This is a genomic window from Nitrospira sp. CMX1 (assembly GCF_054902215.1).
This window is the reverse complement of the sequence record NZ_JBUBKD010000002.1, coordinates 1-11,591: the sequence shown is the minus strand read 5'-3', so window position 1 is coordinate 11,591 and position 11,591 is coordinate 1. Positions and strand designations below refer to the sequence as shown.

At 55.8% G+C, this 11,591-nt stretch carries 10 protein-coding genes and 2 pseudogenes; 9 read left to right on the top strand and 3 right to left on the bottom strand.

The genetic code is table 11. The annotated features are described in order from the left end of the window. Positions 1 to 262 precede the first annotated feature (262 nt). From ACYX34_RS00295 to ACYX34_RS00255, 9 genes are all read left to right on the top strand, one after another. The gene (locus tag ACYX34_RS00295) at positions 263 to 3,175 is read left to right on the top strand and encodes a PAS domain S-box protein (protein ID WP_462074555.1); all 2,913 of its coding nucleotides are present in this window, start codon (positions 263 to 265) and stop codon (positions 3,173 to 3,175) included. A 67-nt stretch (positions 3,176 to 3,242) separates the two neighbouring features. Further along, positions 3,243 to 3,578 (top strand): Hpt domain-containing protein, encoded by a 336-nt coding sequence (locus ACYX34_RS00290; protein WP_462074554.1) that lies wholly within the window; start codon positions 3,243 to 3,245, stop codon positions 3,576 to 3,578. Continuing rightward, positions 3,562 to 3,693, top strand: coding sequence for a hypothetical protein (locus ACYX34_RS00285; protein WP_462074553.1), 132 nt, complete (start codon positions 3,562 to 3,564; stop codon positions 3,691 to 3,693). The genes ACYX34_RS00290 and ACYX34_RS00285 overlap by 17 nt, the downstream gene beginning before the upstream one ends. A gap of 440 nt (positions 3,694 to 4,133) precedes the next feature. Then, positions 4,134 to 5,990, top strand: coding sequence for a translational GTPase TypA (gene typA / locus ACYX34_RS00280; protein ID WP_462074552.1), 1,857 nt, complete (start codon positions 4,134 to 4,136; stop codon positions 5,988 to 5,990). Continuing rightward, positions 5,987 to 6,739: a hypothetical protein gene (locus ACYX34_RS00275; protein ID WP_462074551.1), complete on the top strand. Its 753-nt coding sequence runs from the start codon at positions 5,987 to 5,989 to the stop codon at positions 6,737 to 6,739. Before typA ends, ACYX34_RS00275 begins: the two co-directional genes overlap by 4 nt. A 169-nt stretch (positions 6,740 to 6,908) precedes the next feature. Then, positions 6,909 to 7,379, top strand: a complete 471-nt coding sequence (locus ACYX34_RS00270) for a redoxin domain-containing protein (protein ID WP_462074550.1) — start codon at positions 6,909 to 6,911, stop codon at positions 7,377 to 7,379. An 82-nt stretch (positions 7,380 to 7,461) separates the two neighbouring features. Beyond that, positions 7,462 to 7,791, top strand: coding sequence for a thioredoxin family protein (locus ACYX34_RS00265; protein WP_462074549.1), 330 nt, complete (start codon positions 7,462 to 7,464; stop codon positions 7,789 to 7,791). A 34-nt stretch (positions 7,792 to 7,825) separates the two neighbouring features. Further along, positions 7,826 to 8,305, top strand: coding sequence for a hypothetical protein (locus ACYX34_RS00260; protein ID WP_462074548.1), 480 nt, complete (start codon positions 7,826 to 7,828; stop codon positions 8,303 to 8,305). Between the two features lie 55 nt (positions 8,306 to 8,360). After that, positions 8,361 to 8,774: a hypothetical protein gene (locus ACYX34_RS00255; protein ID WP_462074547.1), complete on the top strand. Its 414-nt coding sequence runs from the start codon at positions 8,361 to 8,363 to the stop codon at positions 8,772 to 8,774. A gap of 96 nt (positions 8,775 to 8,870) precedes the next feature. Here the strand turns inward: ACYX34_RS00255 and ACYX34_RS00250 are convergent, their stop codons facing one another. From ACYX34_RS00250 to ACYX34_RS00240, 3 genes and pseudogenes are all read right to left on the bottom strand, one after another. Continuing rightward, complete coding sequence (locus ACYX34_RS00250) at positions 8,871 to 9,197, bottom strand: DUF2283 domain-containing protein (RefSeq protein WP_462074546.1); 327 nt, start codon at positions 9,195 to 9,197, stop codon at positions 8,871 to 8,873. Positions 9,198 to 9,207: 10 nt separating this feature from the next. Beyond that, positions 9,208 to 9,654: pseudogene (locus tag ACYX34_RS00245) on the bottom strand (type I restriction-modification enzyme R subunit C-terminal domain-containing protein); the annotation flags it as partial. Between the two features lie 243 nt (positions 9,655 to 9,897). Further along, a pseudogene (locus ACYX34_RS00240) lies at positions 9,898 to 11,591 on the bottom strand (DEAD/DEAH box helicase family protein); the annotation flags it as partial.

Here is an 11,591-nt window from a genome sequence, read left to right as displayed (position 1 = left end):
GTGAGTCGTGAGGTACGTCAGAACTTACAATGCGCCGTGTGAAAACTCAAGCAAGGCTTTCCACCCAACCGGCGCACACAATTCCTCATATGGTTGACGGCTTAGATAAAATATTGGATGATTCAAATCTATTATTTAGGTAGTTGCACAAATGGTCCCTCGTTTGCAAGGAAGGACGAAGCGCCGGCGTTCTTTCTCCTCGCTCATCATTCCGCAAGACAACACGGTGATCCGTGCAAACGCCTAGTCCGTCACAAAGCCTATGAAGGCTCCACTACCAGAGAATGAACCCTGTCGGCTTGAAGCCTTACATCGATACGAGATCCTTAACACCGAAGCTGAGCACGCCTTCGATGACCTTGCGGAACTAGCTGCCAAGCTCTGCCAGACCCCCATCGCACTGGTCAGTTTGGTCGATCCTTCCAGACAGTGGTTCAAGGCGAAAGTCGGGGTGACCGTTTGTGAAACATCTCGTGACATCGCGTTCTGCGCGCATGCCATCTTGCAACGAGAAATCCTTGAAGTACGCGACGCCCTTCACGATCCCCGTTTTGCTGACAATCCGTTAGTCACTGAGAAACCCTTCATCCGCTTTTACGCAGGCATCCCACTCCTCACTCATGACGGGTACGCTCTCGGGACTCTTTGCGTCATCGATCGGGTGCCTCGGCAACTCACCGCCGATCAACGTCACGCGCTCACCGTCCTAGGACGTCAGGTCATGAACCTGCTGGAACTCCGCCGGCGTCAGATCCAGGTGGAAGCTGCTGCGACCGCAGCGGAACAGGCCAAGCTCTCTCAAGCCAAGCTCAGTTTTGCCATTGACCATGGCACGGATGGAATGGCCTTACTCAATCGCGAGGGGTACTACACCTATATGAATCAAGTCCACGCCGCGATGTACGGGTATGAACCAACTGACTTGATCGGGCAGTCGTGGACCACCCTCTATACGCCTGAGTGGCAGAACAGAATTCAAAACTCCTATTTCCCCATACTCCTGGGAAAGGGCCATTGGCGAGGAGAAGTGACTGGAAAAACAAAATCAGGTGATCCGGTCGCCATCGAAGTCTCGTTAGCCATCCTTCCTTCCCACAGCACGCTTGACGACTGGCTCCTATGCACCTGCCGAGATGTGACAGCTCACAAGCGGGCTGAGATGGCCCTCCGAGATCAAGAGATGCGGCTACGTGCAATCGTCGACCATGCCGTCGACGGCATCATCACCATCGACGAGCAGGGGACCATTGAGTCGTTCAATCCCGCTGCCGAGCGGCTCTTTGGTTACACCGCCGCTGAGATGATTGGGCAGAACGTCAAGCGGCTCATGCCGGAGCCTTACCAGAGCGAGCACGACGGCTATCTCGCCCACTATCAGCAAACAGGGCAGGCCAAAATCATCGGTACTGGATGCGAAGCGATCGGACTTCGCAAAGATGGCTCCACGTTTCCTCTCGACCTCGCCGTGAGCGAAATGAATTGGGGAGACCGTCGCCGATTCACCGGCCTCCTTCGGGATATCACCGAGCGGAAGGTGGCTGAAGAGAAGCTGGGGCGGCATACCGCTGAAATAACTGCCAAGAACCTGGAATTAGAACTTGCTCATCGGCAAGCGCTAGCCGCTACTCAGGCCAAAAGCGAATTTCTCGCGTCAATGAGCCATGAGATTCGTACCCCCATCAATGCCATCGTCGCCATGGCCGAGCTGTTGAAAGAAACGGCGCTCTCCGTCGAACAACAGGAGTACGTCGGCCGGTTCAGCCGGGCGGCGACCAGCCTGCTGGACTTGATCAACGACATTCTGGACATCTCTAAGATCGAAGCCGGTCATCTGGAGATTGAATCCGTGCCATTCGACCTCCATGACCTCATCGATAAGACGGCTGAACTCTTGGCCGTCCGTGCCCATGCCAAACAGCTCGAGCTGATCACGTTTGTCCATCCAGACCTCCCGACGTTCGTCACCGGCGATCCCACACGTCTTCGCCAAGTGTTCGTCAATCTCGTGGGCAATGCCATCAAGTTTACCGAACGAGGAGAGATCCTCGTTCGACTCGTCCCAGACGAGTCAGAACAAGGGAACATTCTCTGTTCGGTCACCGATACCGGGATTGGGATTCCCAAGGACAAACTCTCGACCGTTTTTGAGAGCTTCACGCAGGTTGACTCTTCGACAACCAGAAAGTATGGCGGGACGGGCCTCGGGTTGAGTATTTCGAAGCGTATTGTGGATGCCATGGGCGGACACATCTACGTCACCAGCACCCTCGGGATCGGAACGACTTTTTCATTCACCATGCCGCTGCCAGAAGATCCAACCCAGCATACTCCGTCACCACCGGCCCCCATGAACCTCCGTGGGCGACGCATCCTGCTGGTGGATGATACCGAGTCTCATCGACGCGTAATCCAGGAATATCTTTCCCCCTTGGGCGTCCAGCTGATCGACGTCAAGAATGGAACGGACGCCTTGATAGAGCTGGATCGCGCCGAGCGTGAGGGACTGACGATCGACCTTGCGATCCTGGACTACCAGATGCCCGGCATGACCGGACTTGATCTTGGACAGGCCATCCGCACACGACCTCGGTACGCCACACTCCCCCTGATCATGTATCTTTCCGACAGGCTGGGAGAAGCCTCCCGACAAGCTGCAACTATCGGCATCTCAAGTTACGCCTATAAGCCTATTAGCCAACGACGTCTCCTGGAGTCGCTTGTGTTCGCGCTGAACTTGAGATCTCCTACCTCGGTTTCAGTGGACCGAAATACACCCAGAGAACCCCCGACGGCTCTTCGATCAGCCCGGATTCTACTCGTCGAGGACCTTGAAGAGAATCGTGATGTCATCAGCCTGTATCTCAAGGACACCCCCTATCGACTCGAGATGGCAGAGCACGGACAGATCGCCGTCCAGAAGTTTCAATCCTCCGCCTACGATTTAGTGTTCATGGATCTGCAAATGCCGATGATGGACGGGATTCAAGCGACACAAACCATTCGCGGTTGGGAACAGGCGCAGCAACAGAAACCGACGCCGATCATCGCACTGACTGGCAACGCATTCAAAGATGATCTCGAGAAAAGCCTGGAGGCCGGTTGCACCGCGCACCTCACCAAGCCGGTCAAAAAGAAGACGTTGCTCGAAGTCATTGCTCGGTACACCCGAGCCTGACACACAGGAAGCGGCGTAAGGGGCCGGGCAGCGAGCGAGGCACCAGTTGTCAAAGGAGAGAGCACCGATGAGTGACCAGTTCTCGACAGGGTCCATGCCCGACGGAGGCAAAATCATCGTTCATGTCGATCCTGATTTCGAGCTGCTGGTGCCGAAGTTTCTGGCCAAGCGTAAGCAAGAAGTGATGGCCATGCGCGAGGCCCTCTGGCAACAAGACTTCGAGACCACCGGCCGGATTGCCCATGGCATGAAGGGGGCATCTGGAATGTATGGATTTGATCAGCTCGCCGCCATGGCGGCCACGATCGAGATCGCCGCACAAACCGGGACACGATCCCCTATTGAGACAGAGTTGCAGGGACTAGCGACCTATCTTGAGTCAGTCCATGTGGTCTTCGACTAGCCCCCCGACGGTTATCCGTATGATGCTCTTGCTGATGGTAGAAGATGAGGAAGATACGGCCGACCTGATCCGCTTGAATCTAGAACAAGCTCAGGATGAAGTGATCCATGCCTAGGACGACCAAAGCGCGCAAGGCCTGATCGACTCCATGCCCCCACCCGACCTTGTCTTGTTGGACATTCCGCTCCCTGTGGTTAGCGGACTAGACCTCATGACCTACATCAGAAAGCAGGCAGGATGGGAAGAAGTGCCAGTTGCCATCCGATAACAACGCACAGGATGTCAAACGAGCACTCGAAAATGGTGCGAACGACTACATTCTTAAACCACTTCATCCACAACAGCTCGTTGTCAGAATTAACCGTCTCATCAACCCAGTCGGCTAGGCGTGATCACCAGCCACTACGCATACAGAACCCGTAGCTTCTTGATTGGTCTGCTTCCCGAAAAATCTTCCTTGTACACAAGATCTCATTTGGGTATACTCCTCTGTTTGCGCCATGACTGAATGGCGTCTTTTTTTGCCATCTATTTTATTAAGGAAGCACCGTCACCATGTCCACTGTACGCGCCCCTCATGACCGTCGGAGCGATATCCGCAATATCGCGATCATCGCTCACGTCGATCATGGCAAGACCACGCTCGTCGACGCCATTCTCCGCCAGACCCACGTCCACAGGAAGATCGACGACATGGGCGAACGGATCATGGACTCCATGGATCAGGAGCGAGAACGCGGGATCACCATCCGTGCCAAAAACGCGAGCGTCACGTACAAAGGCGTGAAGATCAATATCGTGGACACGCCGGGCCACGCCGACTTCGGCGGAGAAGTCGAACGAACCTTGCGAATGGTCGACGGCGTCTTGATTCTGGTCGATGCGAAAGAAGGACCCATGCCGCAAACGACCTTCGTGTTGCGGAAAGCCTTAGCGTTGGGCCACAAAGCCATCGTCGTCATCAATAAGATCGACCGTCCGGACGCGGTGATCGACGACGTCGTCAACCGCACCTTCGATCTCTTTGTTCATCTTGGCGCCACGGACGAACAACTCGATTTTCCGATCGTCTACACATCAGCCCTTAAAGGCATCGCCACGCTGGACGTGAACAAACCAGGAACGGATATCGCGCCGTTGCTCGATACGGTGCTGGAGAAGATCCCGGCCCCAGCGATTACCGTCGATGCCCCGCTCCAAATTCTCGTCCTGGCTCTGGTGCAAGATTCCTACAAGGGTAAGATGGGGATCGGCAAAATCCAGTCCGGTTCAATTGCCCGGAGACAGAATGTTATGGTCCTCGGAAAGAACAGCGCCCAGATTCCTGGACGAGTGTCTGATCTGGCCGTCTATTCCGGCCTGGACCGAGCCGACATGGAACAAGCGGCGGCCGGAGAAATCGTCGCGGTCGCAGGACTTGATGAAGTGAGCATCGGAGATACCATCGCCGATGCGGAGCATCCGCTCGCACTCCCACGCGTGACGATCGACGAGCCGACGGTTCAGATGACCTTCTCTGTGAATAACAGTCCCTTCGCCGGACGCGAGGGGAAGTTCCTCACCTCCCGCCACTTACGCGAGCGCCTGTTCAAGGAGCTGGAAACCAATGTCTCGCTCCGCGTCAATGAGACCGACAGCGCCGATCGATTTCTCGTGGCGGGGCGAGGCGAGCTTCATCTCTCCGTGTTGATCGAACAAATGCGACGGGAAGGGTACGAGCTGCAGGTCTCCCAACCGGAAGTCATTCTCCATCGTGAAGGCGACACCGTCATGGAGCCGTACGAGGAGCTGACCATTCAAGTACCGGAGACCTATCAGGGTACCGTCATTGAGGAGATCGGTAAACGCCGCGGCGAGATGCGGCACATGCGGCTGATTCACTCTGACGTCGGTACGAGCGAGATGCATCTGGAATATCACATTCCGACCCGCGGCATCATGGGATTGAAGAACATGTTGCTGGCGAAGACCCGCGGGACCGTCATCATGCATCATGTGTTTTCGGCCTATGAGCGGGCGGAAGAACGGGATCTGATCGTCGCCCCGCATGGCTCACTCGTGGCATTCGAAGATGGGGTCAGCACAGGGTACGCCATCTTCATGACCCAGGAACGGGGGGCCATGTTCATCGGACCCGGCATCGACGTCTACCGTGGCATGGTCGTCGGCCAGAACAGTCGCGATGAGGATCTCGACGTGAACGTGTGCAAGGAGAAGCATCTCACCAACATGCGTGCCTCCGGGTCCGACGAGGCCTTGGTGCTGACCCCTCCGCGTGAGATGACCTTAGAATTCGCGTTGGAATATATTGGAGCCGATGAGCTGGTAGAGATCACTCCACAAAACCTTCGCCTGCGGAAGCGACTGTTGCACCCGGAAGATCGTCGCAAGGCCAAGAAAGCCGGCAAATGAGAATTCGGAAAAAGTCGCCCAAACCTTCGGCTAAACGCCCCCCCCTCTACTTTATCGGATATCGAGGTACCGCCCCCGGTACGGACGAAGTAAAGGCCCTGTACGATCGAGAGTACGGTGGACCGCTCGTGATCCAGCACGAAGAGGGATCATCCGAGTCCTGGCAGGCCACCCACGGCCCATGGTCGGCCCATGTGGTCATGCCGCTTCCGGCCAGTCATGTCGCGGAGATCATGAAACAATTGTCCTGGGAACATGAGCTTATGGGCGCCATCGCTCCCTCGATTACCTCTCCTCGGGACATGCCGGATACCGTCCTCCTAGCGGCACGGCTGGCGCGCTGTTTGACACTGTTGTCCCAAGGCACCGCCTATGATGTCATCACGCAGGCCTACGTGAACCCCTCGGATTGGCAGCAACGCGCGCTTTCCAGTTTCCTTCTGGATGACCACGTTTCCATTGTTCATGACGACACCGTGCATCCAGACCGAGTCTGGTCGTATTCACTTGGCCTCAGCAAGTTTGGGGTGGACGAGATTGAACTGTTTTCGGCGAAGGGACTCCCTGACAATTCCGCCAAAGACATTCTGTCTGCGTCGGGCACCGAAGTGTTGCGATTGGGCCAACCGATGAAGGTGGGGACCACGCTCGACCTTCCTCTGCTCGGTCGTACGGTTCGCGTGCGAAACTACCGAACCGCTGCCCCGGCCGGGCGGATGCTGGGATTCCGAGAATTACAGGCCTCGTAAGTCCATCTCTCCCACAGCCCATGCCCACGCATGTCAACTTGTAGGCCTATCGGGCCGTTGACATCCCTTCAAAACACAGGTTACAAAGTTTATGGTTCGCGTGGGGTCCTACCTATCCGAGACCTCAGTACAGCCATCATCCATAGATGTTCTAATAAGGAGGTTTGCGATGAGTGACGTGGCACCGGAAATTAAAGTGGGCGATACAGCACCGGATTTCAATCTGAAGGATCAAGACCAGAAGGACGTGAAGCTGAGCGACTACAAGGGCAAGAAGAACGTCGTGCTCTGCTTCTATCCGCTGGATTGGAGCCCTGTGTGCCAGGGTGAAAATAAATGCTTGACCGACGACTTCCCGAAGTTCCAGTCCGCCAATGCCGAATTGTTCGGCGTCAGCTGCGACAGTTTTTTCTCCCACAAAGCCTGGGCGGATTCGCTGGACCTGAAGCACCGGTTGTTGTCGGACGTCCACCGGACGACCGCCAAGTCCTATGGTCTGTATTTTGAGCCATTGAACTGCTCCAAGCGCGCGACCGTGATCGTCGATAAGAACGGCAAGGTCGCCTATGCGAAGGTACAGGAAATCAAGACAGCGCGAGAAGATAAGGAAATTCTGGACGCGCTGGCAAAACTGAACTAAACAGTGCCGAGCGTTGAGTGCTGAGCTGGGAGAGAGTCCTCTCCTAACTCAGCACTTCGCACTCAGAACTCCGCACTTGCCTATGAGCACCGTCCTCGACGTCAGCGACGCGAATTATAACGAATTCACCGACAGCTCCGGTGCGGTGGTCGCCTATGGCCTCGCCACCTGCGAGCCCTGTAAGACCTACGATCCCATTCTGGAAACGACTGCGGCGAAGTTCCCGACCATCAAAGTCGGCAAGGCCAAAATGCATGTCCCAGGGCGCTGTCGCGAAATCAAAAAAACCCACACTTTTGAAACCTATCCCACCACTCATTTCTTCGCGCATGGTAAATTATTGCTGACACGCGAAGGAGTCGTCGAGCCGGCCGAACTCGCCGCACTCATTTCCGACTACTTACTCAAGTAGCCCCGTGGCTGACCCCTTAGGAGGCGAGCAACGTATGAAGACCATGATGTTTGGTGTACTGTCCGTCATGATCCTGGCCCTTGCGCTATCAGCCGGCGCCCATACCGATGAGTATTTTGAATCGGTTCAGGCCCCGCACGGCGGACAGTTGCGGATGACCGGACCGTATCATATGGAACTGCTGGCCAAGGACGGGGAACTGACGGTCTATGTCACGGACCACGCCGACAACATCATCAGCGTCGACGGTGGGTTGGCGAAAGCGACGGTTGAAACAGGCTCGAACAGGGCACAGGTGCACCTCCACCCGATCGGAGGCAACGTCCTCAAGGGAGCCGGTAGTTTTTCACTCACGCCGAGCACCGTGGTCATCGTATTCATGAAACTGCCGAACCAAGACGGGTACGCCGCCAGGTTCATGCCCTTGAAACCGAAGGGTGAGCAGGGAGAGAAGGCCCCGTCCCATACGGATGATGCTGGCCCACACCACCATCACCACTCACCGAAACATTGAGAGTTGATGCGGTCCAATGAATGGAGATCCAGCTGAGCTGTAAGGAGAACTGATCGTGAGACATCTGCTTGGGAGTGTCGTGCTGTGTGCAAGCTTGCTGGGAGCGGTTCAAGTCGGCGCCCACTCGGCTAAACACGCCGAGCCCGTGAAATCTTTTCACGGTGGGCAATCACTGGCTGCAGGGCCGTATCATCTCGAATTGGTCGCCAAGGATGGGGAACTCCTCCTGTATGTAAGCGACCATTCAGACAAACCCATTTCCACTGATGGCGCGAAGGCAAAGGCCACGATCCAGCAGGGGTTTGAGAAAACCAACGAGCAGGTAGAACTGATACCAGCCGGTGAGAACACCCTGAAGGGAACCGGAACATTCACGCTAAGCTCGGATACGGGAATCATCATCTTCCTGAAATTGCCCCAACGGGATGCCCACGCCGCCAAGTTTATGCCGCTCAAGGGCAAGAGCTGATCCACAGAATTGCTCCCAGTTTCACCCAATTTCTACTTTTATTCGCTGACACGACCTCGAATAGTCCAGCCTGCGAAGGACCCGAAGTCTCGTCTCTTACAGAGGCGGGTATGAGGTAAGCCCCACTACCCCATGCTGTCCCTGGCTCAAGCCAAGAGTGGCTACTGAGTCGGGAAGATTAGGCGGTTTTTTTTGAGTCGCTGACTTGGCACGCAACACGGTAAACCCGATGACCTCATCCCCCTCATAGCGAATGATTACATCGTCATCGGTCAATTCACTATCCGTAGCATGAGCAGGCTTCTTGCAATTGACGTACAGCGTGTCGGCTTCGGCATTGTATGTCAGCCATACGGCATGCGGCGGCGCTCGGTTCACGGCAGGAATGAGTTGTAAATATTCTTGAATATCGGCTATGGCCATCTTTCGCTAATTAGTCACTCACTACAGGCCTCACCTGTGGCTGATACAGATATCGCTGAAACCCAACGAAAACTTTTCCAATCTCTTCTGGCTGCCCTAGGTCGGCCACAGCATCAGCAATGGCGCCGTGATACTTGAGTCGCAATAACGGCGAAAGCTTGTCCTGAGACAGCTCCTCCACCCCCACTCTGACGTATTGCGCAAGCACGAAGTCGAGGAACGCCTACTGCTTGCTGTTGAAGTGGGTGCTGATCTCCACCTTGGCTCTAGCAGCCCGTTCTTCTCGGGTAAGCGGAGCCATCGCATAGGCCACATGCGCCAGCACGTCGAACAGGTCGCTGTTCTCCGCGTCGATGATTCGTTGCATCTCCGCCATCTGCTCGGCGCCGAATCCCTTCTCGGCCAACCCCTGTAACAGCCGGGCCCGCGTCTCCGGCACGCTCCAGATCGAGCGAAGTTCCGCCTCATTGTGGAAAAACTCCGGCAGCTTGCCGAAGAGCAGTTCCAGGAATTGCTGTGCCGACATCGGCGTGCCGTCCGGGTGCCAAAACGTCGTGACCATCATGTGTTGGATGGTGCGGGCTTTGCCGTCGGCCAGCTTTACCTTAATTCGTGTCTTCTTCACATACTCAGCAGTCCCTTCGCGGGCACGATCAACCAACGGTGTCGATGGGGCAACTGACTTCCGTTCCGCCTTAGGTTCCGGCTCGATCGGCTCGCCGTCCCACTCTGGATCGCTGAAGTGGTGGTGCGCCTTCACGAAATCGTAGATGGTGAAATAGTCCTTCCCGTCATAGAGTCGCGTCCCACGTCCGATGATCTGCTTGAACTCGATCATGGAGTTGATCGGCCGCATGAGCACAATGTTCCGGATGTTCCTGGCGTCCACGCCGGTTGAGAGCTTTTGGGAGGTGGTCAGGATAGTCGGGATGGTCTTTTCATTGTCCTGAAAGTCCCGAAGATATTGTTCGCCCAGCTCACCGTCGTTGGCCGTCACCCGCTGGCAGTAGTTGGGGTCCGTGCTCGTCTTCATCTGGTTGATGAGGTCGCGCACGGCCAGGGCATGGTCCTGCGTGGCGCAGAAAACCAACGTCTTCTCCTGCTGGTTGATCTGGCCCATGAAGATCTCGACACGCTTCTTCTCACGCTCCTTGATCTCGATGATCTTGTTGAAGTCGCTCTCCTGGTAGCGTTTCTTCGCCTCGATCTCGCCTTCGATGAGCTGGTCGTCCGGCGTATAGACATACTCGTCGAGCGTTGTGGAGATCTGTTTTACCTTGAACGGCGTCAGGAAGCCGTCGTTGATGCCGTCCTTGAGGGAGTAGACATAGACCGGCTCGCCGAAATAGGCGTAGGTATCCACGTTGTCTTTACGCTTGGGCGTGGCAGTCAGGCCGAGCTGCACGGCCGGAGCAAAGTAGTCAAGGATACCGCGCCAGTTGCTTTCGTCGTTCGCCCCACCACGATGGCACTCATCGATGACGATGAAGTCGAAGAAGTCCGGTGGATACTCACCGAAATACCCCTCGACAGGCTCGGGGACCGATCGATCACATGACAGTTGCTTGAGAAGGTCGATATTACCTTTGATCAGCGCTACCTTCTTTGCCCTGCTCCAATGTTGTACCTGCTTTTCACGGGCAAATGCCTCATCAATGCGTTCGAAGGTCTCGTAATAGACGAGTTTGACTGGCCCGCGTACAGCAGTATGTCGTGCGCCGTCTTGATCCTTGTGCTGCTCTAGACGTATTCGCAGGTTGGTCGTGCTTCCCGTGTATAGGCTCCCATCTGAGCATTCGAGGATATACATGTAGCCAAAGGCATCCGTGATCTCGGATATCTCATCAAAATGCGGGCCCACGTTAGATCGAGTCCAAGAGACAGAATCTGCCGATCGCTCGATGGCTGATCCCCTCTGAGCCCCGGTGGCTGAGCTTGTCGAAGCCATGAAGGTTTGGAAGATGGTGAAAAACAGGCTGCCGTTCTTCGGCACTTTGCCCTTCTTCCGGATATCATCCGGCTCAATTCGCACCAGCGCGTCTTCCGGAAAAGCGGAGAAAGCGTTGTAGGCCTGATCGGCTAGAATGTTCCGGTCGGCCAGAAACAGAATACGGGGACGTCGGGACGGTTGGCGGCTCAGGTTCCAGCGGCTGTGGAAGAGCTTCCAAGCGATTTGAAAGGCGATGAAGGTCTTGCCGGTGCCGGTCGCCAATGTGAGGAGAATGCGAAGCCTACCCGCAGCAACGGCCTCCAGGACTCGCTCAACCGCAATGTCCTGATAGTAGCGGCTGGGATGCGACCCGCCTTTATCCTCGAATGGGACCGAAGAGAAGCGGTCGCGCCAGGCATTCTGCTTGGCGAAGGTCTTTTCCCACAGATCGTCCGGTGATGGGT

Excerpts from the sequence above, each read along its gene's own strand:
- ACYX34_RS00275 (WP_462074551.1), top strand. The coding sequence starts at position 5,987 with ATGAGAATTCGGAAAAAGTCGCCCAAACCTTCGGCTAAACGCCCCCCC.
- ACYX34_RS00265 (WP_462074549.1), top strand. The coding sequence starts at position 7,462 with ATGAGCACCGTCCTCGACGTCAGCGACGCGAATTATAACGAATTCACC.
- ACYX34_RS00250 (WP_462074546.1), bottom strand. The coding sequence starts at position 9,197 with ATGGCCATAGCCGATATTCAAGAATATTTACAACTCATTCCTGCCGTG.
- ACYX34_RS00270 (WP_462074550.1), top strand. The coding sequence starts at position 6,909 with ATGAGTGACGTGGCACCGGAAATTAAAGTGGGCGATACAGCACCGGAT.
- typA (WP_462074552.1), top strand. The coding sequence starts at position 4,134 with ATGTCCACTGTACGCGCCCCTCATGACCGTCGGAGCGATATCCGCAAT.
- ACYX34_RS00295 (WP_462074555.1), top strand. The coding sequence starts at position 263 with ATGAAGGCTCCACTACCAGAGAATGAACCCTGTCGGCTTGAAGCCTTA.
- ACYX34_RS00290 (WP_462074554.1), top strand. The coding sequence starts at position 3,243 with ATGAGTGACCAGTTCTCGACAGGGTCCATGCCCGACGGAGGCAAAATC.
- ACYX34_RS00285 (WP_462074553.1), top strand. The coding sequence starts at position 3,562 with ATGTGGTCTTCGACTAGCCCCCCGACGGTTATCCGTATGATGCTCTTG.
- ACYX34_RS00260 (WP_462074548.1), top strand. The coding sequence starts at position 7,826 with ATGAAGACCATGATGTTTGGTGTACTGTCCGTCATGATCCTGGCCCTT.